At 54.8% G+C, this 24,743-nt stretch carries 21 protein-coding genes; all 21 read left to right on the top strand.

The features are described 5' to 3' along the window. Positions 1-3 precede the first annotated feature (3 nt). A complete protein-coding gene (nuoL, locus tag DY252_RS13300) occupies positions 4-2,007 on the top strand; it encodes an NADH-quinone oxidoreductase subunit L (RefSeq protein ID WP_064781502.1) in 2,004 nt (667 codons plus the stop codon). Positions 2,008-2,013: 6 nt separating this feature from the next. Next, positions 2,014-3,531 carry an NADH-quinone oxidoreductase subunit M gene (locus DY252_RS13295; RefSeq protein ID WP_008891220.1) on the top strand — a complete coding sequence of 506 codons (1,518 nt, stop codon included), beginning with the start codon at positions 2,014-2,016 and terminating at the stop codon, positions 3,529-3,531. 11 nt (positions 3,532-3,542) lie between these two features. After that, the gene (nuoN, locus tag DY252_RS13290; protein WP_231959725.1) at positions 3,543-4,982 is read left to right on the top strand and encodes an NADH-quinone oxidoreductase subunit NuoN; all 1,440 of its coding nucleotides are present in this window, start codon (positions 3,543-3,545) and stop codon (positions 4,980-4,982) included. A gap of 2 nt (positions 4,983-4,984) precedes the next feature. Beyond that, a complete protein-coding gene (locus tag DY252_RS13285; protein WP_064789091.1) occupies positions 4,985-5,743 on the top strand; it encodes a biotin--[acetyl-CoA-carboxylase] ligase in 759 nt (252 codons plus the stop codon). Positions 5,744-5,786: 43 nt separating this feature from the next. Further along, a complete protein-coding gene (locus DY252_RS13280; protein ID WP_008891217.1) occupies positions 5,787-6,581 on the top strand; it encodes a type III pantothenate kinase in 795 nt (264 codons plus the stop codon). A gap of 73 nt (positions 6,582-6,654) precedes the next feature. Next, positions 6,655-8,331, top strand: a complete 1,677-nt coding sequence (locus DY252_RS13275; RefSeq protein WP_174713880.1) for a ribonuclease J — start codon at positions 6,655-6,657, stop codon at positions 8,329-8,331. A gap of 104 nt (positions 8,332-8,435) precedes the next feature. Next, on the top strand, positions 8,436-8,840 hold the full coding sequence (gene mce / locus DY252_RS13270) for a methylmalonyl-CoA epimerase (protein ID WP_008891215.1): 405 nt from the start codon (positions 8,436-8,438) through the stop codon (positions 8,838-8,840). Positions 8,841-8,966: 126 nt separating this feature from the next. Further along, a complete protein-coding gene (locus tag DY252_RS13265; protein WP_064789092.1) occupies positions 8,967-9,206 on the top strand; it encodes a DUF1467 family protein in 240 nt (79 codons plus the stop codon). Positions 9,207-9,733: 527 nt separating this feature from the next. After that, a complete protein-coding gene (locus tag DY252_RS13260) occupies positions 9,734-10,201 on the top strand; it encodes a hypothetical protein (RefSeq protein WP_231959726.1) in 468 nt (155 codons plus the stop codon). 150 nt (positions 10,202-10,351) lie between these two features. Next, positions 10,352-11,677 (top strand): proline--tRNA ligase, encoded by a 1,326-nt coding sequence (gene proS, locus DY252_RS13255; protein WP_064789094.1) that lies wholly within the window; start codon positions 10,352-10,354, stop codon positions 11,675-11,677. 116 nt (positions 11,678-11,793) lie between these two features. Then, positions 11,794-13,044, top strand: coding sequence for a lipoprotein-releasing ABC transporter permease subunit (locus DY252_RS13250; RefSeq protein ID WP_064789095.1), 1,251 nt, complete (start codon positions 11,794-11,796; stop codon positions 13,042-13,044). Beyond that, positions 13,037-13,771, top strand: coding sequence for an ABC transporter ATP-binding protein (locus DY252_RS13245; protein ID WP_064789096.1), 735 nt, complete (start codon positions 13,037-13,039; stop codon positions 13,769-13,771). Before DY252_RS13250 ends, DY252_RS13245 begins: the two co-directional genes overlap by 8 nt. Before the next feature lie 89 nt (positions 13,772-13,860). Continuing rightward, positions 13,861-17,346: a DNA polymerase III subunit alpha gene (gene dnaE, locus DY252_RS13240; RefSeq protein ID WP_064789097.1), complete on the top strand. Its 3,486-nt coding sequence runs from the start codon at positions 13,861-13,863 to the stop codon at positions 17,344-17,346. Positions 17,347-17,576: 230 nt separating this feature from the next. Continuing rightward, complete coding sequence (gene rpsB / locus DY252_RS13235; protein ID WP_008891206.1) at positions 17,577-18,356, top strand: 30S ribosomal protein S2; 780 nt, start codon at positions 17,577-17,579, stop codon at positions 18,354-18,356. A gap of 87 nt (positions 18,357-18,443) precedes the next feature. Then, positions 18,444-19,367 carry a translation elongation factor Ts gene (gene tsf, locus DY252_RS13230; protein WP_008891205.1) on the top strand — a complete coding sequence of 308 codons (924 nt, stop codon included), beginning with the start codon at positions 18,444-18,446 and terminating at the stop codon, positions 19,365-19,367. Positions 19,368-19,533: 166 nt separating this feature from the next. Continuing rightward, positions 19,534-20,265 (top strand): UMP kinase, encoded by a 732-nt coding sequence (pyrH, locus tag DY252_RS13225; protein ID WP_040824079.1) that lies wholly within the window; start codon positions 19,534-19,536, stop codon positions 20,263-20,265. A 2-nt stretch (positions 20,266-20,267) separates the two neighbouring features. Further along, positions 20,268-20,831 (top strand): ribosome recycling factor, encoded by a 564-nt coding sequence (frr, locus tag DY252_RS13220; protein ID WP_064789098.1) that lies wholly within the window; start codon positions 20,268-20,270, stop codon positions 20,829-20,831. Positions 20,832-20,833: 2 nt separating this feature from the next. Beyond that, positions 20,834-21,574, top strand: coding sequence for an isoprenyl transferase (locus DY252_RS13215; RefSeq protein ID WP_064789099.1), 741 nt, complete (start codon positions 20,834-20,836; stop codon positions 21,572-21,574). After that, positions 21,483-22,379: a phosphatidate cytidylyltransferase gene (locus DY252_RS13210; RefSeq protein ID WP_269451524.1), complete on the top strand. Its 897-nt coding sequence runs from the start codon at positions 21,483-21,485 to the stop codon at positions 22,377-22,379. Before DY252_RS13215 ends, DY252_RS13210 begins: the two co-directional genes overlap by 92 nt. Positions 22,380-22,418: 39 nt before the next feature. Beyond that, on the top strand, positions 22,419-23,582 hold the full coding sequence (locus DY252_RS13205; RefSeq protein ID WP_064789101.1) for a 1-deoxy-D-xylulose-5-phosphate reductoisomerase: 1,164 nt from the start codon (positions 22,419-22,421) through the stop codon (positions 23,580-23,582). A 38-nt stretch (positions 23,583-23,620) separates the two neighbouring features. After that, on the top strand, positions 23,621-24,724 hold the full coding sequence (rseP, locus tag DY252_RS13200) for an RIP metalloprotease RseP (RefSeq protein ID WP_064789102.1): 1,104 nt from the start codon (positions 23,621-23,623) through the stop codon (positions 24,722-24,724). Positions 24,725-24,743: the final 19 nt, after the last annotated feature.

Here is a 24,743-nt window from a genome sequence, read left to right as displayed (position 1 = left end):
GATATGTATCCGTTGATTGTATTCCTGCCCCTGATCGCGGCAATCCTTGCCGGGGCCATCACGCTGGTCGGCGCCATGTCGACCGCAAAGGATGCCCCGCATGACAGCCATGGTCATCACCATCATGGTGTGTCCGCGTCTGATCGTCTGGCACAGCTCGTCACCGTCGCCGGTGTTGTGATTGCCTTTGTGATTTCGATCTTTGCCTTTGTCGATGTTGCCCTGGGTGGCAACCCGGTTGTGATTGAACTGTTTACCTGGATTTCCTCGGGCAGCTTCGATGCGTCCTGGTCGCTGCGTATTGATACGCTGACCTGTGTGATGCTGATTGTTGTCACCGGCGTGTCCTCGATGGTTCACATCTATTCCATCGGCTATATGTCGCATGACCCGGACAAGCCGCGCTTCATGGCGTATCTCAGCCTGTTCACCTTTGCGATGCTGATGCTGATTACCGCCGACAACTTGATCCAGCTGTTCTTCGGCTGGGAAGGCGTTGGTCTGGCGTCTTACCTTCTGATCGGCTTCTGGTATTCCAAACCGTCGGCATCGGCTGCTGCGATGAAAGCCTTCATCGTCAACCGTGTCGGTGACTTCGGCTTTGCCCTTGGTATCTTTGCGGTTTATGTCCTGTTCGACAGCGTTCAGTTCGACGTCATCTTTGGCAATGCCGAAGAAGTCGCGGGCACAACCCTGATGTTCCTGGGCCATGAATTCTCCGCACTCGAGATTACCTGCTTCCTGCTGTTCATCGGTGCGATGGGTAAATCGGCACAGCTTGGTCTGCACACCTGGCTTCCGGACGCAATGGAAGGCCCGACCCCGGTTTCCGCGCTTATTCACGCGGCAACCATGGTGACGGCCGGTGTGTTCATGGTCGCGCGTCTGTCGCCGATCTTTGAATATGCTGAAACCACCCTGATGATCGTGACCATCGTTGGTGCGTCGACTGCGTTCTTCGCAGCCACCATCGGCTGTGTTCAGAACGACATCAAGCGCGTCATTGCCTATTCGACCTGTTCGCAGCTGGGCTATATGTTTTTTGCCTGCGGCGTGTCGGCTTATTCGGCGGGTGTCTTCCACCTGATGACACACGGCTTCTTCAAGGCGCTTCTGTTCCTTGGTGCCGGTTCTGTCATCCATGCCATGTCCGATGAACAGGACATGCGCAAGATGGGCGGCATTGCCAAAATGGTTCCGCTGACCTTTGCTGTGATGGTGATTGGGACGCTTGCGATTACCGGTGTTCCGGGCTTTGCGGGTTACTATTCCAAGGACCTTATCCTTGAAAGCGCCTATGGGGCACATACCGGCGTTGGCCTGTATGCGTTCTGGGCGGGTATCCTTGCGGCTCTGATGACCTCGTTCTATAGCTGGCGTCTGATCTTCCTGACCTTCTTTGGCGCACCGCGCGCTGATGAACGCACCATGGCGCACGTGCATGAAAGCCCGGCGATCATGACCGGTCCGCTCCTGTTCCTGACCGTCGGTGCTGTCTTTGCCGGCTGGTTCGCCAAGGACTGGTTCGGTGGCGGCGACTTTGAAGAAATGCTGACCTTCTGGAATGGCGCACTCTTCATGGCCGAAGGTCACAACGCTCTGGAAAATGCACACCATGTTCCGGGTTGGGTGAAATGGGCACCGTTTGTTGCCATGATCACCGGTCTGTCGCTTGCGATTGTCATGTACAAGCTCGTGCCGTCGCTTCCGCGCACGCTGGCCAACACCTTCAACGGTGTTTACCGCTTCGCGCTGAACAAATGGTACTTCGACGAACTCTATGACAAGATTTTCGTCAAGCCCGCCTTTGCTTTGGGCTATGGCTTCTGGAAATCAGGGGATGGTGCCATCATTGATGGTTGCGGTCCGGATGGTGTTGCTGCTGCTTGCCGTAACATCGCACGTCGCGTCAGCGCCATTCAGAGTGGTTTCGTCTATCACTATGCATTTGCGATGCTGATCGGCATTGCAGCGCTGGTCTCCTACACAATTTGGAAGATGGGTTAACGGGCGATGAGTGATTGGCCAATTCTTTCGATCGTCACTTTCCTGCCACTGGTCGGTGCAGCCCTGCTGCTGCTGATCAATGGTGAAGAGGCGACTGTTGCCCGCAATTCCCGTTGGGTTGCGCTTTGGACCTCGGGGTTCACGTTCCTCGTATCCTTGATGCTGTGGGTGAACTTCGATGCAACGACCGCAGATTTCCAGTTCGTCGAACAGGCGGACTGGATGCCGGGTCTGAACATTTCCTATCACATGGGCGTTGACGGTATTTCCGTTCTCTTCGTCCTGCTTGCGACCTTCCTCACACCGATTTGTATCCTGTCGGCATGGGAAGCCATCCAGAAGCGCGTGAAGGAATACATGATCGCCTTCCTCGTTCTTGAAACGATGATGGTCGGTATGTTCAGTGCCCTTGACGGTCTGCTGTTCTATCTGTTCTTCGAAGGCGTCCTGATCCCGATGTTCATCATCATCGGCGTCTGGGGTGGTCAGCGTCGCGTCTATGCGGCATTCAAGCTGTTCCTTTATACCCTTCTTGGTTCGGTCCTGATGCTGGTGGCACTGCTTGCGATGTATTTCGAAGCGGGCACCACCGATATCCCGACCCTGATGGAATACGGCTTCGATTATAATATGCAGCTCTGGCTGTGGCTGGCCTTCTTTGCATCGTTCGCCGTCAAGGTGCCGATGTGGCCGGTCCATACCTGGCTGCCTGATGCCCACGTTGAGGCACCGACGGCTGGTTCTGTGATCCTGGCTGGCGTGCTGTTGAAAATGGGTGGTTACGGTTTCCTGCGTTTCTCGCTGCCGATGATGCCGCTGGCATCTGAAACCTTCGCACCGCTCGTCTTCACGCTGTCGATTGTTGCAATCATCTATACGTCGCTGGTCGCCCTTGCGCAGCAGGACATGAAAAAGCTGATTGCATATTCGTCGGTCGCCCATATGGGGATTGTTACCATCGGTGCATTCACCTTTAACCAGCATGGTATCGAAGGTTCGATCTTCCAGATGCTCAGCCACGGTGTGGTTTCCGGTGCACTCTTCCTGTGTGTCGGTGTGGTCTATGACCGTATCCATACCCGTGAAATCGACGCCTATGGTGGTCTTGTCCACCGTATGCCGAGCTACGCACTGATCTTCATGTTCTTCACCATGGCATCGGTTGGTCTGCCGGGGACGGGTGGGTTCGTTGGCGAAATCCTCGCACTTCTCGGTGCGTTCGAAGCCAACACCTGGGTCGCCTTCTTTGCGGCAACCGGTCTGATCCTTGGTGCGGCCTATGCGCTGTATCTCTATCGCCGGATTATTTTCGGGGCACTCACCAAAGAGAACCTGAAAACCATCCTCGATCTGAGCCCGCGTGAATGGATTATCTTTGCACCGCTGGTGATCATCGTTCTGTGGATGGGGGTCTATCCGGTCTCCTTCCTCGACATCATGCATGTCTCGGTTGAGAACCTCGTCAACCAGGTCGAAACGGCCCAGGCTGCAGCGGCACAAGCCGCCCAGCTGGCTGCGAATTGAGGGGAATGAACATGGGAGTTTCTATGCTCAACCTCGGGGCCGCGCTGCCCGAAATGTTTATGGCAGTTTCTGCCTTGGCGCTGTTGATGCTTGGGGTTTTCGCCGGCAAGGACAAATCCTTCCGCACCGTATCCTGGCTGGCAGTTGCCGCCCAGGTCATTACCATTGCACTGGTGGTGATGGGTGATGGTGGTTCGGCATTCTTTGGTCAGTTCAGCGCTGATCCGTTTGCCAAGTTCTGCAAGGTTCTGATCCTGATCGGTTCTGCAACCGGTATCATTATGGCCATGAACTTTGCCGAGCGTGAAAACATGGCACGCTTCGAGTTCCCGATCCTGATCTCTCTTGCCACCCTTGGCATGATGGCGATGGTATCGGCAACCGATATGCTGTCGCTGTATCTTGGCCTCGAACTGCAGTCACTTGCGCTTTATGTTGTTGCGGCAATCCGCCGTGACACCGTGCGTTCGACGGAATCGGGTCTGAAATACTTCATCCTCGGTTCGATCGCCTCGGGTATCCTGCTGTATGGCATGTCAATGGTCTATGGCTTCACCGGCACCACGAACTTCACTGTTCTTGGCAATACGCTTGTCGGTGGTGAACTGCCGCTGGGTGCGCTGGTTGGTCTGGCCTTCATCTTTGCCGGTCTGTGCTTCAAGGTTTCCGCTGTTCCGTTCCACATGTGGACCCCGGACGTTTATGAAGGTGCGCCGACCCCGGTCACGTCCTTCTTTGCGGTTGCCCCGAAGATTGCCGGCCTGGCGCTGTTCATCCGCGTTGCCGTTGGTCCGTTTGGCGGTGCTGTTGAAGACTGGCAGCAGATCATTGTCCTGATCTCCATCCTGTCGATGGCGGTTGGTTCGTTTGCTGCACTCCGTCAGGAAAACATCAAACGTCTGATGGCCTATTCGTCCATCGGTCACGTTGGTTTCGCACTTGTCGGTCTGGCCGCAGGCACGCAGGAAGGTGTCACCGGTGTTCTGGTTTATCTGGGTATTTACCTTGTCATGAACCTTGGCACCTTTGCCGTCATCCTGTGCATGCGTCGTAACGACCGCATGAACGAGGAAATCACCGATCTCGCCGGTCTTGCGAAAACCAAGCCGCTGATGGCTGCGATCACTGCGATCTTCATGTTCTCGATGGCAGGTATCCCGCCGCTGGCTGGCTTCTTTGGCAAGTTCTATGTCTTCAAGGCAGCCGTCGATTCCGGTCTTGTGACGCTTGCAGTAATTGGCCTCGTGACCTCGGTCGTCAGTGCCTATTACTACCTGCGTATCATCAAGGTCATGTATTTCGACGAGCCGGTCGAAGGCTTTGATCGCAATGGTACCGAGATGAATGTCATCATGGCGGTTGCCACGATCATCATCCTGGCCTTCGTCTTCTTCCCGAACCCGCTGATGGATAGTGCAGCTGTTGCCGCGGCATCGCTGTTTGGGATGTAAGAATGGCATTGCGAACGATCCGTCTTCCCGAAGGTTTCACCCTTCACGAACTGGAAGCGGTCGACAGCACGAATGAAGAGGCCAAGCGCCTCGCAGACAAGGGCGCCCAAAGTGGCGCCCTTGTTATAGCCAGAACCCAGACTTCCGGACGTGGCCGCCGTGGCCGTGCCTGGTCGTCACCGGTGGGTAATCTGTATTCGTCGCTGTTGCTGCGTCCGACCTGTTCACTGGCCGAAGCCGCCCGTCTGACCTTCCTGATTGCTGTTGCCATGGCCGAGGCGGTTGAAACCGTCACCGGCGGCATGGTCCGCCCGGATTGCAAATGGCCCAATGACCTGATGGTCAATGATCGCAAGATTTGCGGTATCCTGCTTGAAAGTGCCTCCAATCAGGGGGCCGCAACCGATTACCTTGTGATCGGGGCAGGGGTGAATGTCGCCTTTTTCCCCGACGATGCCGAACGCCCGGCAACCTCATTGGCGGCGTCGGGCTCCCCGGTTTCGGTTACGGATCTGGTAACGACCTATGTGGCGCGTGTTGCGCACTGGTTGCCGATCTGGGAACAGGATGGTTTTGCACCGATCCGCGAAGCCTGGCTGGCGCGCGGATATGGCATTGGCAAACCGGTTGTTGCCCGTTTGACCGAACGCGAACTTCAGGGAACTTTCGTCGGGCTTGATGAGGGTGGCGAACTTATCCTAAGAGAAGACAGCGGTTTTGAGCACCGCATCGGGGCTGGCGAAGTGTTCTTTGCCGCCTGATATCACCAAATAGCTTGCTTTGTAGCGGAGGCTTGTAAGCATCATGTTGCTTGCGATTGACGCCGGGAACACCAACATCGTCTTTGCGGTTTTTGATGGCGATACCATCAAGGGCCAGTGGCGCTGTTCCACCACCACCGAACGCACCGCGGACGAGTTGGGCGTGTGGTTGCACCATCTTTTCACGCTGTCTGGCGTGCCCAAGGATGCGATTACGGGGGCGATTATTGCCACCGTGGTTCCGGCTGCTGAATTCAGCCTCAAGACCCTGTGTCGCCGCTATTTCAATGTTGAACCGATGGTTGTCGGCGATCCTGCGGTCAATCTTGATATGAAAATCATCATGGACCGACCGAGCGAGGTGGGCGCTGACCGTCTTGTCAACGCGATTGCTGCCCATGAACTGTTTGGCGGGCCGCTGGTGGTGCTTGATTTCGGGACGGCCACGACCTTTGACGTTGTCGATGGCAATGGTGATTACCTTGGCGGTGTGATTGCGCCGGGTGTTAACCTGTCGATCAAGGCCCTGCATATGGCGGCTGCCCAGTTGCCGATGGTCGCGATTGAAGCCCCGCGCAGTGTGGTGGGCAAGAACACGGTCGAAGCCATGCAGTCGGGGGTCTACTGGGGCTATGTCTCGATGATCGAAGGGTTGCTTGCGCGTATTCGCCAACAGCAAAATGTCGACCAGATGAAAGTCGTGGCAACCGGTGGGCTTGCGCCGCTCTTTACCAAGGCGGTTGATGAAATTGAATATCTGCACGGTGATCTGACGATGCTGGGTTTGTTGATGATCTATCGTCGCAACAGCCAGCAGACCGAACGGCCTACAGGATAAAGACTTGCGTGACGCAAGGGGAACGATTATCCCGCATGTAATTGATGCGCCGAAAACAAAGGATATAGCTTCCGTGGATTTGTATTTGCCAAAAGATGACGTTTTGTTCGTGCCGCTCGGAGGTTCCGGCGAAATTGGCATGAACCTGAACCTTTATGGCTATGACGATCAATGGTTGATGGTCGATATGGGGGTTTCGTTCGGCGAGGAAGGCCTGCCGGGCGTCGATGTGGTCATGCCCGACCCGACCTTTATCGAGGAACGCAAGGACAAGCTGCTTGGCTTGGTCCTGACCCACGCGCACGAAGATCACCTGGGCGCGGTGCCATATCTGTGGCCGCGCTTGAAATGCCCGATTTACGCCACCCCGTTTGCCGCCGAATTTCTTAAGGCCAAGCTGTCCGAAACCGATTTTGCCGACCAGGTGCCGATCCATGTGATCGAACTGGGCGGGCGGTTCCAGCTTGGTTGCTTTGATATCGAATTCGTCACCATGACGCACTCGATCCTGGAGCCCAACGCCCTTGCCATCCGCACGCCTAAAGGCCTGATTGTCCATACCGGCGACTGGAAGTTCGATCCCGATCCCCAGATTGGCGAGGCATCGGATGTCAAAAAGCTCGAAGCACTGGGCGACGAAGGCGTCATGGCGCTGGTGTGTGATTCGACCAATGTGTTCTCAGAGGGCAAAACAGGCTCCGAAGGCGACGTTGCCAAGAACCTGTCCAAACTGTTCGCCGAACATCCGCAGGGGCGCATTGCCGTTGCCTGCTTTGCCACCAACGTTGCCCGTGTGCAGTCGGTGATCGAAGCCGCCCACGAAAACGGCCGCTGTGTCGGGCTTGCCGGCCGGTCGCTTAACCGCGTAACAGAGGCCGCGCGCGAAGTGGGCTATCTTAAAGGCTATCCGAACCTTCTGACCGACGAAGATGCGATGGAAGTGCCCAAGGATCAGGTGCTTTTGCTGTGCACCGGGTCACAGGGCGAACCACGTGCTGCATTGTCGCGCATTGCCAAGGGCGATCATCCCACCGTTCAACTCGATCCGGGCGATACGGTTGTGTTCTCGGCGCGTGAAATTCCGGGCAATGAAAAGTCGATCGGCTATATCCAGAACCTGCTGATCCGCCGTGGCGTCAAAGTCATCACCGCGCGTGATGAACCGATCCACGTATCGGGCCATCCTGGCCGTGAAGACCTGACGCGAATGTATCAGCTGACCCGCCCGAAAATCCTGGTGCCCGTGCATGGCGAAACCCGCCATCTGTGCGAACAGGCCGCCCTTGGTGCGGAATGCCAGATCCCCGAACAGGTCATCCCGCATGACGGCACGGTTATTCGGCTGGCGCCCGGCGATGCCCACGTCATTGGCGTGGCAGAGGCCGGCGTTCTCGCCCTTGATGGCGGCCGGTTGCTTAAACGCGATGCCGATACCTTCCGTAACCGCAATCGCATCGTCTGGAACGGCGTGATGTTTGTGACCGTGGTGCTCAACCAGTTTGGCGAAATGGTCAAAGAACCGATGATCACAGCCCCCAGCTTGTTTGACGAGCCCGGCGAAGAAACCCGTCTGGATCAATTTGCAGCTGAAATCGGCAATCGCATTGATCAGCTTAATGACGAAGAAGTCATGGACGATGCCACGGTGATCCTTGCTGTCCGTCAGGCTTTGCGCCGTCCGGTGCGTCAACGTATGGGCAAACGCCCGTTGATTGAAGTGCATCTGGCGCGCGTGAAAGAGCAGGGATGATCCGCCAAGTAACGGGCATTCGACCAAAAGCGCAGTTGTCTCTGAACGCGCAGCTATCCTAGATTGGCGTCAATCGGGCAGACTGAAGACGTTAGGAGAACACCATGATTGGACGGCTGAACCACGTTGCGATTGCTGTGCCGGACCTTGAGGCCGGGATTGCGCAATATCGCGATGTTCTGGGCGCAAAGGTCTCGGAGCCGCAAGACGAACCCGATCACGGCGTGACGGTTGTGTTCGTCGAACTGCCCAATACCAAGATCGAACTGCTCTATCCGTTGGGGGACAACTCCCCGATCAAGGGTTTCCTTGAAAAGAACGCGTCGGGCGGCATTCATCATGTCTGCTACGAGGTCGATGATATTCTGGCTGCGCGCGACAAGCTGCAGGCAAGTGGTGCACGTGTTCTGGGTGATGGTGAACCCAAGATCGGTGCCCATGGCAAGCCGGTTCTGTTTTTGCATCCCAAGGACTTTAACGGAACCCTGGTCGAACTCGAACAGGTTTGATTAAACGCAAAACGCTTTAGCCCCTCACGAGATCCGCCTCACAACGTCCGGCCTTGCAAAACAGGTCGGGCGTTTCTATCGTCTTTTAAACATTCAGATGCTGCATCCAACCTGAAGGCACCCCCTATGAACTGGTTTTCCGGACTTCTTGTTTACATCGTTATCTGGTGGCTGGTTCTGTTCATGGTGCTGCCGGTCGGCGTGAAGCGGGTCGAAAATGTTGAACCGGGCCATGACAGTGGCGCACCGGAAAAACCGCATATGTGGAAAAAGATCCTCGCCACCAGTCTGATTTCGGCAATCCTGTGGGTGGTCGCATTGTTTGTCATCACCAGCGGCATGATCGAAGTTCGACCGCCGCAATAAGGCGCTTCACCCAATCCGGAAACATAAAACCCCGCAACATTTTGTGCGGGGTTTTGTCGTTTGGTGCGTCGTGAGCCCTGCAGAAAAATCATGGCTTGGCGCGTCGATTGGGGCAGGGGCAAAAAAAAAGCAAGATCACAAGGATCTTGCTAAGACGCTATTTTTATAGCTGTTTTCCCGTAATCTTTTTATACTTCCTCCTAAGACCTGGGCTTATGCACAGGTTTTATTTCGACGTCGCGCCTGCTTCTTGTATGCTTATTGGGAACAAAGCCTCCCGCAATATTATGAGCGGCTGCGATACGCCTACCGCAACGATCTTGCGCCGTTAGCGGACGACTAAAAAGCCACATGTTTCGTTTTTATGCAAGATGTTTTGACCAAACTTCACAAATGAATCGTTGCTGCACTGCACACAGATAGGACGAAACTAAATCATGCCCCAGTTTTCATTGGTCCAATCTATCTCAAAAGCCGGATTTGGTCATAAAATCAGACTATTGGCGCCTGTGACCGCAGTGATGCTGATGGTGTCCCCACTCATCACGGCCAAGGCGCAGGACGAATCCCCATTCCCCTCTGCAACAGAACAAACGGATGGCGGTGCTGCGGATGATGCTGCAGCAACAAGTGAGGCACCGGCACCAACGATCATCGTCACGCGCTCTGCCTGCAAGGAATTGGTCACGCATGTGCCCGACGACGATGTGGCGTACAAACCGGGTGTTGATGTGCGCGGCAATGTGGTTGCCCCGGCCGATTTGAATGGGGGCAGCAACATCTTGAAGTCGCTGCCCAAGGAAATCGAATTCCCGGTCACCATCGACTTCTTTAAATATTCCGGGATCACCGTGCCGGACGGGGTCAGCGGCGAACAGAATATCGGCAGGATCACCTATCGCAACGGGCGGGTTTATTTCAATGATCAACCGCTTGGCGATGATGCCAATAACGCTGAACTGATTGATGCATGCCGCAAGGCGGGCTTTCGCTGATTGCCGTCGTTGTTTTGCCATCTTTGGCGCTTAACCAGCCATCGATGATATAAAGCAAGTTCCGGCTTGCGTTTCGGGCGCTGCTGTCGCATTTTCCGGGCAAGGTTATTACAGACCCAAATATTCAGATCTGATCATCACGAGGCATTGATGCGTCTTTCCCAGTTCTTTCTGCCGACCCTGAAGGAAACCCCTTCGGAAGCCCAGATTGCGTCCCATCGTCTGATGCTCCGCGCCGGTATGGTGCGTCAGCTCACCGCAGGGATCTATTCCTGGCTGCCACTCGGCCACCGTGTTCTTAAAAAGATCGAACAGATCGTTCGCGAAGAACAGGACAAGATCGGCTTTAACGAGCTTCTGATGCCAACCATTCAACCGGCCGAGCTGTGGCAGGAAAGTGGTCGTTATGATGATTACGGTCTTGAGATGCTGCGCATCACCGACCGTCATGATCGCAAGATGCTGTTTGGTCCGACCAACGAAGAAGCGATCACCGACATTTTCCGCAAGGATGTGCGCTCTTATAAACAGCTGCCGCAGCTGCTTTATCATATCCAGTGGAAATTCCGCGACGAAATCCGCCCGCGCTTCGGCGTGATGCGGGGTCGTGAATTCTACATGAAAGACGCTTATTCGTTCGATATCGATTACGAAAGCGCGCGTCACACCTATAACAAGATCTTCCTGGCCTATTGCCGGACCTTCACCCGTCTGGGTGTCAAGGCGATCCCGATGGTGGCCGATACCGGCCCGATCGGTGGTGATCTTAGCCACGAATTCATCATTCTGGCCGATACCGGCGAAAGTGAAGTGTTCTGCGACAAGAAGTGGCTGGACAAGGACCTGACCGGCAAGGGTGTTGATCTCAATGATCGTACCGGCCTTGAAAACTGGGTACAGGGCACGCTTGAAGATTACGCCGCGACCGAAGAAATGCACGATGCCAGCAACGAGGCCGTAACGGCCCTTGGTGATGATCTTGTCACCACGCGCGGCATCGAAGTCGGTCACATCTTCCACTTCGGTACCAAATATTCCGAACCGATGGGCGCAACCGTCCTTGGCCCGGATGGCGCCGAAGTTCCGGTTCAGATGGGCTCATACGGCATTGGTGTTTCGCGCCTTGTCGGTGCATTGATCGAAGCATCCCACGATGAAAACGGCATCATCTGGCCGGAATCTGTCGCGCCGTACAAGGTTGGTCTGATCAACCTGCGTACCGGTGATGATGAATGCGATGCGGCCTGTGAAGATGCCTATGCCAAGCTGACCAATGCCGGGATCGAGGTCCTTTATGATGACCGCGACATTCGGGCCGGTGGTAAATTTGCCGATATGGATCTGATCGGTTTGCCTTGGCAGATCGTCATTGGCCCCAAAGGCCTCAAGAACGGTGTTGTCGAGCTTAAGAACCGCAAATCGGGTGAGAAAACCGAAGTCACCTTTGAAGCGGCGCTTAATCAGCTCAGCGCCTGATCACATATGCTTTCGGACGGGGCAGCATGTGCTGCCCCGTTGCCATTTTCGGTTTGAACGCTAAGTTCTTTGTTCATACCTTTTTCCTGACCCGCTTCCACAAGGATCGATTGCCCATGTTCAGTCCGTTCGAACGTATGGTGGCCTTTCGCTACCTGCGTCCACGTCGGCAGGAAGGCTTTGTTTCCGTCATCGCCATCTTTTCGCTACTCGGCATCATGTTGGGTGTTGCGACACTCATCATTGTTATGTCGGTGATGAATGGTTTCAGGGCGGAACTGCTTGGCCGAATTCTAGGGCTGAACGGCCATATCTCGGTCTATGCACAGGGTAATGGCGGCCTTGGCGATTACGCCAAGATCGAAGACGAGATTGCCAAAAATGGCAATGTGGTTCTGACCGTACCCGTGGTCGAAGGGCAGGTGATGGCATCGAAAAATGGCCGTGCGTCCGGTGCCATCGTGCGCGGCATGCGCCCCGAAGATGTCAAGAAACGCGAAACTATTGCCGATAATATCGTTTTCGGCTCTCTTGATGACTTCAAGGGTGAAGACACCGTAATCATGGGCGCGCGTTTGGCCATGAAGCTTGGCGTGGGCGTTGGCGATACGGTCAACCTGATCTCGCCAAAGGGCAATGTCACTGCATTTGGTTCCGTGCCGCGTGTGCGCGGCTACACCGTGGCGGGCTTGTTTGACATTGGCATGTATGAATATGACAGCGGCTTTATCTTCATGCCGCTTGAGGCCGCACAGGTCTATTTCCGCTTGCCGGAAAAAATCACCCATTTTGAAGTGATGCTTGAAGATATCGGCGCACTTGATGAAACCATGGAAGAATTGCTGACAAGCTTATCCGGGCAATCCTTGCGTCTGGTCAATTGGCAACAATCCAATGCCGGGTTCTTTAACGCGCTTCAGGTTGAACGCAATGTGATGTTCCTGATCCTGACCCTGATCATCCTTGTTGCGGCCTTTAATATCATTTCGGGCATGGTCATGCTGGTAAAGGACAAGGGGCGTGATATCGCCATCCTGCGCACCATGGGCGCGACCCGACAATCTATCATGAAGGTGTTCTTCCTGGCTGGTGCATCCATCGGTGTGCTGGGCACGATTTCGGGCTTGGTCATTGGGGTTCTGTTCTGCCTGAACATCGAGAATATCCGTCAGTTTATCCAAAGCCTGACCGGGACTGACCTTTTCAATGCCGAGATTTACTTCCTGTCGCAGCTTCCCGCCGACATGGATGTCGGCGAGGTCGTTATGGTATGCATCATGTCGCTGACATTGTCCTTCCTTGCCACGGTCTATCCGGCATGGCGGGCATCGCGCCTCGATCCGGTGGAGGCCCTGCGTTATGAGTGATCTGTTGAAAACAACCGCCGAACAGCGCGCGCGCAAAGTCGTACTGCGCCTTGAAAAGATTGATCGCATTTTCAATCAGGGCCCCGATCAGCTCGAAATTCTGAAGGCCGTCGATCTCGAAATCCATCAGGGCGAAATCGTTGCTCTTGTCGGGCCGTCAGGTGCGGGTAAATCAACCCTGCTTCAGATCGCTGGCCTGCTTGAAAAGCCCGATGGGGGGCTGGTGTCCATCGGTGGCAAGCGCAGCACGGATTTGTCTGATCTTGCACGTACCGAAATGCGCCGCAGCCACATCGGCTTTGTCTATCAGTACCATCATTTGCTGCCGGAATTTTCAGCCCTTGAAAACGTCGTCATGCCGCAAATGATCAAGGGCCTTAAACGGGCCGAGGCCGAAGAACGCGGGCTGGAATTGCTGCGCTGTCTTGGCCTTGAAAAACGTGCTGATCATCGTCCGGCGCGTCTGTCGGGCGGTGAACAGCAACGCGTGGCGATTGCCCGTGCGCTGGCCAATGTGCCTGATGTGCTGTTTGCCGATGAACCCACCGGCAACCTTGATCCGCAAACCGCCGAAACGGTGTTTGGCATGCTGATGACACTGGTGCGTGAAACCGGTCTGGCGTCGCTGATTGCGACCCATAACCCGGAACTTGCACGCCAGATGGATCGGGTGGTGACGCTGCGCGACGGTCATTTGATCGAACTCGATCCCGCTGATCTTCCCTAAGCGATCAAAATTCTTTAAGCTGGTTTTGCCGCGCCTGTGAAGGGCGCGGCAATCCTGAATTTTTCTTACATTTCAGAGGTCTGGCTCCGATGGAAAATGGTTTCGTCCATCTTCGTGTACACACCAACTATTCGCTGGCCGAAGGTGCGATCACGACCAAGGAGCTTGCCAAACTCTGTGCTGCTGACGGCCAACCCGCCGTTGCTATAACCGACACCGACAACATGTTCGGCGCGCTTGATTTTGCTGGCGCGTTGAGCGGTGCCGGCATTCAGCCGATCCTTGGCGTGCAGATGGGCGTGGAACGTTATGGCGATAAACCCGCTGTTGGAAAAATCGTCCGCGAACCGATGCCAGACCGCCTTGTTCTGATTGCCCAGAACAAGGAAGGCTATTTCAACCTGCTGAAAATCGTTTCGCGCGCACACATGACGTCTGAGGCCGGAAGCGAGCCAAAGGCCCTTTACGAACACATCCGCAAATATGCGGACCACATCATCTGCCTGACCGGTGGCCCGACCGGGCCGCTGGCGCGTTTGCTGGGTGAAGAACAGCTCGAAAAGGCCGAAAGCTGCTTGTCCGAGCTCAAGGACATCTTTGGTGACCGCCTTTACATCGAACTACAGCGCCATGGCGAACCGCTTGAAGAACAGGTCGAACCCGGCCTGATCAAGCTGGCCTATGATCATGATGTGCCGCTTGTCGCGACCAATAACTGCTACTTCCCGACGGTCGATATGTACGAAGCCCATGACGTGTTTATTTGCGTCGGGCAGGGGGCGGTTGTTGGTCAGGAAGATCGTTGGAAACTGACCCCCGATCACCGCTTCAAGTCGGCAGCTGAAATGCGCGATCTGTTCGCCGATATTCCCGAGGCCTGCGACAATACGATTTTGATCGCCCAACGCTGTTCTTGGCACGTTGAAAAGATCGATCCGATCTTGCCGCCCTTTGATTGCGGCGAAGGCCGCACCGAGGTCGACGAACTCCGCCACATGTCCGAAGAAGGCCTGAAAGGCCGTCTCGAAAAATACGTCTTCACCGATGAAATGTCGGATGCGGAAAAAGAAGAAATCGCCAAGCCTTACTGGGAACGCCTTGATTACGAACTTGGCATCATCAATCAAATGGGCTTCCCGGGTTACTTCCTGATCGTTGCCGACTTCATCCAGTGGGCCAAGGATCATGAAATCCCGGTCGGGCCGGGCCGTGGTTCGGGTGCGGGCTCACTCGTGGCTTATGCGCTTTTGATTACCGACCTTGATCCGCTGCGGTTTTCGTTGCTGTTCGAACGTTTCTTGAATCCGGAACGTGTGTCGATGCCTGACTTTGACGTCGACTTTTGTCAGGACCGGCGTGGCGAGGTGATCGAATACGTTCAGAAAAAATACGGCCATGACCGCGTTGCTCAGATCATTACCTTTGGTAAATTGCAGGCAAAGGCCGCTGTGCGTGACGTCGGCCGCGTTTTGTCGATCCCCTATGGCTATGTCGACAAGATCTGTAAAATGATCCCGGGCGATCCGGCCAAGCCGATCCCGCTGAAAGAAGCCATTGATATGGAACCGGACCTTCGCCGCATCGCGCGCGAGGACCCGGATATTGATCGTCTGCTGTCGATTGCCATGCAGATCGAAGGCCTTTACCGGAACTCTTCGACCCACGCCGCAGGTGTCGTGATCGGTGACCGTGACCTTGATGAACTGGTCCCGATCTATCGCGATCCGCGCTCAGATATGCCGGTCACCCAGTTCAACATGAAGTATGTTGAAAATGCCGGCCTGGTGAAGTTCGACTTCCTTGGTCTTAAGACCCTGACGGTGATTATCGAGGCCGTCAATTTGATGCGTCTTCGCAAAGACGTCCCGCAAGACTTTGATATCAGTGCAATTCCCCTTGATGATCGCCCGGCCTTCAAGCTTCTGTCAGCAGCCGAAACCGTCGGTGTGTTCCAGCTTGAATCCCAGGGCATGCAGGATGTCTTGCGCGGGCTAAAGCCCGATACGCTCGAAGATATTATCGCTGTCGTGGCGCTGTATCGTCCGGGTCCGATGGATAACATTCCGCATTACATCGCGCGTAAGCACGGTCAGGAAGAACCTGACTACATGCACCCGATGTTGCAGCCGATCCTCGAAGAAACCTATGGCATCATGATCTATCAGGAGCAAGTCATGGAACTTGCCCAGATCATGGCGGGCTACTCGCTCGGTGGTGCTGACTTGTTGCGCCGTGCAATGGGTAAGAAAATCGCGGAGGAAATGGAAAAACAGCGTTCGCTGTTTGTCGATGGCGCGGAAAAGAACGGCGTTGATCGCGGACAAGCGTCTGACATCTTTGATCAGGTCGCCAAATTCGCATCCTACGGCTTTAACAAATCCCACGCGGCGGCCTATGCGCTGGTGGCCTATCAGACGGCATATCTCAAGGCGAACTACCCGGTCGAATTTATGGCTGCGTTGATGACGCTTGATATGCACAACACCGAAAAGCTGGCGATTTTCAAACAGGAAGTCGAACGGCTTGAAATCGAAATCCTGCCGCCATGTGTCAACAATTCCCAAGTCGCGTTTTCGGTTGAAAACCACGATGGCGTGCGCAAGATCCGCTACGCGCTGGCCGCGGTTCGAAATGTCGGCGATGCCGCAATGGAAAGCCTGGTTGCCGAACGCGAAGCCAACGGACCATTCAAAGACATCACCGATTTCGCATCGCGCATCGACAGCCGCGCGGTCAATAAACGCCTGCTTGAAAACCTTGTTCGCGCCGGGGCGCTGGACTGTCTGGCGTCCAACCGCAAGGTCATGTTTGAAAATGTCGATAAGGTCATCGCCGTTGCGCAGCGCGAAATGCATGCGCGTAATGATGATCAGATTTCGATGTTTGGCGACAGCAGCGGCTTTGGCAAGGATCAGATCCGCCTGCCTGATGAACGCGACTGGGTGCCGATGGAAAAACTGACCGAGGAATTCTCGGCCATTGGTTTCTATCTGTCGGCCCATCCGCTTGATACATTTGGCAAAAGCATCCAGCGCATCGGCATCGCCCCGATCAAGGAACTGCCGGCCCGCATGCGGGCATCAAACAAGGGCACCATCCGCTTGGCCGGTACCCTGATCAACGCACGCGAAATGATCTCGAAAAAGAACGGCTCGAAATTTGCCTTTGTAATGTTCTCGGACCCGACCGGCAGTTTCGAAGTCGCCTTCTGGGCCGAGGCATGGGCGGCTTATAAGGAAATCATCAATGCCGGACGCCCGGTTTTGCTCAACGTTTCTGCTGAAATGCGTGAAGGCCAATTGCGCATTCAGGGCCAGCGCGTCGAAGACCTCGAACAGGCGGTTGCCGGTGCAGCCGAAGGCATTCGCATTCGCCTGAACCGTCCTGATCCCGTCGCGGAAATTCGCCAGTTGCTTGAACAGGCGGGTCGGGGGCGTGGTCTTGTCAGTCTGTCAACGGTCTGTGATGACGGGCGCATGGCCGAGATCGAGCTTGAAGAAAACTACAAGGTCGGGCCATCCTTGATCGGTGCAATAGGCGCGATTCCAGGTGTGGAATTTGCCGAAGAAATCTGATGATTTCATCTGGTTGGCGTGCATCGTCTGTCGGAACTGTTGAGAACCGCACATTTGTGCGCATTTTAGGGGTTGCAATCTCTCGCTGAGGGGATTAAAACCCGCCCGAACATCGCACGCGGAAGAGCGGCGACTGCCGTCATATGGCAACTCGTCCATCCGGTGTTTCATACATGGTGTATGGAATTCCCTTCCGCGGAGGTATTAACCGGAAAAAGGTAGGAATTATCATGGCTTTGCCAACCTTTACCATGCGCCAGCTCATGGAAGCTGGTGTCCACTTTGGTCACCACACCCGCCGTTGGAACCCGAAGATGAAACCGTACATCTTTGGTGCCCGCAACGACATTCACATCCTGAACCTGCAGGAAACCGTTCCGATGCTGCATCGCGCGATGCAGGCTGTTCGTGACGTAACCGCTTCGGGTGGTCGTGTTCTCTTCGTCGGTACCAAGCGTCAGGCTTCCCCTATCATCGCAGACGCTGCAAAGCGTTGCGGCCAGTACTATGTGAACCATCGCTGGCTCGGCGGCATGCTGACCAACTGGAACACCGTTTCCAACTCGATCAAGCGCCTCAAAGAACAGGACGAGATCCTGAACGCTGGTGCAGAAGGTCTGACCAAAAAAGAAATCCTGAACCTGACCCGTTCGCGCGACAAGCTTGAGCGCGCTCTTGGCGGTATTAAGGACATGGGTGGTCTTCCGGACATTATCGTCGTGGTCGACACCAACAAAGAATCGCTTGCTATTCAGGATGCCAAAAACCTGAACATCCCGGTTGTTGCGATCCTCGACTCCAACTCTGATCCGGCAAACGTTCAGTTCCCGGTTCCGGGCAACGACGACGCGATCCGCGCAATCCAGCTGTATTGCGATCTGTTCGTTGGTTCCGTTCTGGACGGCATCCAGGAAGAAATGACTGCTTCTGGCGCAGACCTTGGCGAGGCGGAAGAAGTTCCGGCCGAGGCAGCTGCTGCTTCCGAAGCTGCAGAAGAAGCTTCCGCATAAGTTTCATTTTGTACCTGATGAAACGGCGGCTAGCATGCCGCCGTTTTGTTAGGTGTTAACCTGATCGCGTACTTAGGGGCTTTAAAAATGGCTATTACCGCTGCTCTCGTTAAAGAGCTTCGCGAAACCACCGGCGCTGGCATGATGGATTGCAAAAAAGCGCTGTCCGAAACCGATGGTAACCTTGAAGCAGCTGTTGACTGGCTGCGCACCAAAGGTCTTGCTGCTGCTGCCAAGAAAGCTGGCCGTGTTGCTGCCGAAGGTCTGGTTGCTGTTGCAGTTGACGGCACCAAAGGTGCAGTTGTCGAGCTGAACTCCGAGACCGACTTCGTTTCGCGTAACGAAGACTTCCAGAAATTTGTTGGCGAAATTGCAAATCAGGCGGTTGCTGCTAACGGCGATATCGATGCCCTCAAAGCTGCTGCTTACCCGGGTACCTCGCGTAACGTCGAAGAGCAGGTCACCCACATGATCGCCACCATCGGCGAAAACATGTCGCTGCGTCGCTCGGCTGGTCTGGCTGTCGACAAAGGTGTTGTTGCTTCCTACGTTCACTCCGCTGTTGCCACTGATCTGGGTAAGATCGGTGTTCTGGTTGCGCTTGAATCCGAAGCAGACGCTGGTGTTCTCGAAGGCCTTGGCAAACAGATCGCGATGCACATTGCTGCAACCAACCCGGCATCGGCAACCGTCGATGATCTTGATCCGGAACTGGTAGAGCGTGAAAAAGCTGTTCTGACCGAACAGGCCAAAGAATCCGGCCGTCCGGCAGAAATCATCGAAAAGATGATCGAAGGTCGTATCCGTAAATATTACGAGCAGGTTGTTCTGGTTGAACAGACCTTCGTGATTGACGGTGAAAACAAAGTCAAAACCGTGATTGAGAATGCTGCCAAAGAAGCTGGCAAGCCGATCACCCTTAAGGGCTTTGTTCGCTTCGAACTCGGTGAAGGCATCGAGCGCGAAGAAAAAGACTTTGCTGCCGAAGTTGCTGAGCAGCTGAACAAATAAAACATCTGTTCGGAATGGTGCGTTTGCCACCATTTCGTGTATGATCCGGACCGGCGAGGTCGGCAGCGCATATCCGCCCTGTTACTCGCCGGTCTTTTTATATCTGAATTCTGCATTTCCCGCGTTTGGGCAATGCGTTACATCGGCATTTAAGAGGCAATCCGACATGGCAGAAAACGGCCCATTGAAGTTTCGTCGCGTCCTTTTGAAGCTCTCGGGCGAGGGGCTTTTGGGTAAACAGCAATACGGTATCGATCCAGAAACTGTTGACCGGATTGCCAGCGAAATCAAAGCCGTTCATGACATGGGTGCTGAAGTCTGTATGGTGATCGGCGGCGGGAACATCTTCCGCGGTGTCAAAGGTGCCTCCCAGGGCATGGAACGCGCAACCGCCGACTATATGGGCATGCTGGCCACCATCATGAACGCTCTTGCTGTTCAGAACGCGTTGGAACGCCACGGCGTTCAGACCCGCGTACAATCCGCCATCCCGATGTCTTCTGTCTGCGAACCCTATGTGCGCCGCCGCGCGGTCCGTCACATGGAAAAGGGCCGTGTCGTGATCTTTGCTGCGGGCACTGGTAACCCGTTCTTCACCACCGATACTGCTGCTGCCTTGCGTGCGGTTGAAATGGGCTGTGATGCGTTGCTTAAAGGTACTCAGGTTGACGGTGTCTACACTGCGGATCCGAAAACCGACCCGACGGCAGAACGCTATGACTCTCTGACCTATATGGAAGTTCTGTCCAAAGATTTGCGTGTTATGGACGCATCGGCTATTTCTTTGGCACGCGAAAATGATATTCCGGTTATTGTATTTTCTTTGCATAATCCGGGTGCCTTCGCAGACGTTGTTTCTGCGAAGGGGACGTTTACGATTATTTCGAATGGAGACTGAACGTGTCTGACGTTGCTGGCCTAAAAAAGGACCTGTCCCGCCGTATGGAAGGGGCTGTGGAAGTATTGCACAAGGAGTTCACCGGTCTGCGTACCGGGCGTGCCAGTGTGAGCCTTCTGGAACCGGTCATGGTTGAAGCCTATGGCGTTCCGACCCCGCTTAATCAGGTGGCATCGGTCAGTGTTCCAGAATCCCGTATGCTTTCCGTTCAGGTTTGGGATAAGTCGATGGTCAAGGCCGTCGAAAAAGCCATCCGTGATTCGGGCCTTGGCCTGAACCCGGCGGCTGATGGCACGCTTGTTCGCGTTCCGATTCCGGCCCTGAACGAAGAACGTCGTGCCGAACTGTCAAAAGTTGCCGGCAAATATGCCGAGCAGGCCAAGATTTCGGTTCGTAACGTCCGTCGCGATGGCATGGATCAGCTGAAAAAATGGGAAAAGGAAGGTGACATCTCCAAGGACGAGATGCACGACGAAGAAAAAGAAGTCCAGAAGCTGACCGACAAGGTCATCGGCGAGATCGACGAAGCACTCGCCCACAAAGAACAGGAAATCATGCAAGTCTGATTATGGCTGTGCTTTCTTCGCAAACTCAACCTTCAGATGCGCTTTGTGTGCCGCGTCATGTTGCCATCATCATGGATGGCAACGGGCGCTGGGCGCGTGGGCGTGGCCGACCGCGGACGATGGGGCATCGCGCCGGTGTTGATGCCGTCCGTCGCACCATCGAAGCCGCAGGCGAACTTGGGATCGAGTATCTGACGCTTTATGGCTTCTCGACCGAGAACTGGAAGCGTCCGGAAAGCGAAGTCAGCGATCTGATGGGGCTGCTGCGCTTGTTCGTGAAACGCGAATTATCCACTTTGCACAAAAATGGTATCAAAATTCGCATTATCGGTGATCGTTCGCGTTTTGCTGATGATATCCGCGCACTTCTGGCCAAGGCCGAAGATCAAACACGCGACAATACGCGCCTGAACCTGACCATTGCGCTGAGCTATGGCGCACGTGCCGAAATCACCCAGGCCGTACGCGATATTGCCGCCAAGGTTGCCGCAGGCGAGCTGTCTGCAGACGAGATTACCGAAGACCTGATCGAACAAAACTTGTCGACAGCCGGTATTCCGGACCCGGATCTTCTGATCAGAACCAGCGGCGAACAGCGGATCAGCAACTTCTTGCTCTGGCAGTCGGCCTATACTGAATTCGTCTTTGAAGATGTGCTTTGGCCGGACTTTGATCGCAGCCACCTTGAAAAAGCTATCGATAATTTTGCCGGGCGGGAGCGGCGTTTTGGTGCCGTCATCTGAGACACAAGATCGCAAAGATACCAATTCCGGCCTGTTGCCACGTGTTCTTTCCGCGATGGTTATGGCGCCAGTGGCTATTGCTGCGGTCTGGTTCGGATCTCCCTATTTTGACATATTACTGTTTGTGTTTTCTGCGGGAATGATGTGGGAATGGTCGCGCATGTGCGCCCCGAACCACCATAACGGAATATCGGTTGTTACCGCCGTTGCGCTTGCGGTTGCGATGATAATGTATGTCGCTGGTCAGGAAGAATACATTGTCATGCCGATTGCCATCGGTGTGATTATTGCTGCGGCTCGTTCTGGTCCAAACTGGTTGCTTGCCGGCGTTGGCGTTTTGTACATCTCGGTTGCTGCACTGTCAGCGCTTTGGCTGCGTACCCAGGATGGCGACGGTCTTCTGATCATTATGTGGCTGTTCTTCCTTGTCTGGGCGACCGACACAGGCGGTTATGCCTTTGGCAAGACCATCGGCGGGCCAAAACTCGCACCACGCTTCAGCCCAAAGAAAACATGGGCGGGGTTGATCGGTGGCATGGTCTGTGCCGGTTTGATCGGTGGATTGGTAACCTATTTCAGTGCCGATGCGATCAATTGGGCGATTGTCGCTGTCAGTATGGTTTTGGCGATCGTTGCCCAAATCGGTGATCTTGGTGAATCCGCGCTCAAACGTCGTTTCAAGGTCAAGGACAGCAGTCACCTGATCCCGGGCCATGGCGGATTGCTTGATCGTGCTGACGGGATGTTGTCGGTGTTTCCTGTGGCCTTTGCTATTATCTGTTTCGCAGGGCTTTCTCTGCGTTAAGGCGGCCGATCCTCAGGCTGCTGTCTTTACAGGTGTTTGATGACTTTGAAGAAATCCGTCAGTGTCTTTGGTGTAACCGGTTCCATCGGAGCCAGCACCGTTGATGTTTTGAAGTCCCACACTGACAAATATGTTGTCGAAGCTGTAACGGCGCATCGCAATGTCGATGCATTGGCCAAGGCCGCCATCGAACTTGGCGCCAAATGTGCCGTGATCGGCGATCCTTCCTGTTTTGCTGACCTGCGCGATGCTTTGGCGGGGAAGGGCATTGAAAGTGCGGCTGGCGAAGACGCACTGATCGAGGCTGCCGAACGCCCCTCTGACATCGTGATTGCCGCAATTGTTGGGGCAGCTGGCCTGAAACCGACGCTGGCGGCCATTCGCCGCGGTGCGCGCATCGGACTTGCCAATAAGGAAACGCTGGTCTGTGCCGGCGCCCTGATGACGGCGGAAATTTCAAGGCATGGTGCGACGCTGATCCCGGTTGATTCCGAACATAGCGCGATTTTCCAGGTTCTCGAGGATCGCGAAGAAACACGCATCGACCGTATCCTCTTAACCGCGTCGGGTGGTCCGTTCCGGGAATGGTCGTTAAAGGACATGCAATCTGTCACCCGGGTACAGGCTTTGGCACACCCGAATTGGGAAATGGGCGCAAAGATTTCGATCGATTCTGCGACCATGATGAACAAAGGGTTGGAGCTGATAGAGGCTTGGCACCTGTTCCCAGTGGCCGAGGAACAAATTGAGATTGTTGTTCATCCTCAATCAGTTGTTCACAGCATGGTGGAATATCCTGATGGTTCTGTGCTCGCACAGCTGGGATCTCCGGATATGCGTACGCCAATTGCTTATGCGCTTTCATGGCCGGATCGGATCAAAGTGGACGCACCGCGTCTTGATTTTGCCACGATCGGGCGTTTGAACTTCGAGGCGCCGGATACAAATCGTTTCCCGGCTCTTCGTCTGGCACGACAGGCCTTGCAGGAAGGTGGCACGCTGCCTACTGTTCTGAACGCTGCCAACGAAGTCGCCGTCGAAGCGTTCCTGAATGACAGAATCGGCTTCCTTGATATCGCCGCGACTGTCGAAAAGGTCATGACAAGGCTTGGAAGCGAACCGCTGACCAGCCTTGAACAGGTATTTGAAACAGATGCAATGGTGCGCCGGGAAACCTCGGCGTGCCTTGTGTCGGCTTCTTAGATTGAAACTGCCGGTTTCACCGGCTTAGGGAATTCTTGATGGAAACCTTACTTGCTTTTCTTTTTGTGCTCTCGGTACTCGTGTTCGTTCACGAATATGGTCACTACTGGGTGGCAATCAAAAACGGCGTGAAGGTCGAAGCCTTTTCAATCGGGTTTGGCCCCGAACTTTTCGGTTGGCAGGATAAAAAAGGCACGCGCTGGAAAGTCAGTCTGATCCCGCTTGGTGGGTACGTCAAAATGTTTGGCGATATGAACCCTGCCAGTGCCGGTGGTCGCGATGACCTTGATGCCGAGGAAGCAAAACACGCCTTCCATCACAAAGGGGTTGCCGCACGCGCAGCAATCGTTTTTGCCGGACCTTTGGCCAACTTCATCTTTGCCATCATCGTCTTTACCTTCCTGTTTGCTGCTGTCGGACAACAACGTGCCTTGCCGGTTGTTGGCGAGGTCCTTGAAAACAGCCCGGCATCTGTTGCTGGCCTGATGGCTGATGACCGGATCACGGCGATCAACGGTCAGTCGGTTGAATGGTTTTCTGAGCTTTCTGACATTGTGCGTGCAAATCCGGGGCAATCGATTGCTGTCACGGTCCAACGCGACAGCGAAATCGTTGATCTTGCCGTAACGCCCGAAGCTGTCGAAGTCGACGAGGGCGGTATGACCGCGACCGTCGGACGTCTTGGTATCACGGCCGGTGATTTTGAAATGAGCCGCACCGGTGTTGTTGAATCGGTCGGTCGCGCGTTTGAGACGACCTATTCACTTACGACGCAGACCTTTTCGGCATTGGGCGAAATGATCAGTGGTGATCGCGATAGTTCTGAACTGGGCGGGCCGATCCGGATCGCGCAGATGTCAGGGCAGGTGGCCGAAGGGGGCATCGCGCCGCTACTGTTCTTTATGGGCTATCTTTCCATCAGCCTTGGGTTGATCAACCTGATGCCTGTTCCGGTCCTGGATGGCGGTCATCTTGTGTTCTACGCGATTGAGGCAATTCGCGGTAAGCCATTGGGGGCAAAAGCACAAGAATATGGTTTCCGTATCGGCGCGGGTTTGGTATTCAGCTTAATAATTTTCGCAACGTGGAACGATTTGACGCAATTGGGTGTCTTTAGTTTCCTCAAAGGACTTGCTGGCTAATGCATGACAGCAACAGGGG

The organism is Thalassospira indica, from assembly GCF_003403095.1.
Classification (GTDB): Bacteria; Pseudomonadota; Alphaproteobacteria; order Rhodospirillales; family Thalassospiraceae; genus Thalassospira; species Thalassospira indica.
The sequence above is the reverse complement of the archived record's forward strand: the minus strand, read 5'-3'. Positions and strand labels throughout refer to the sequence as shown.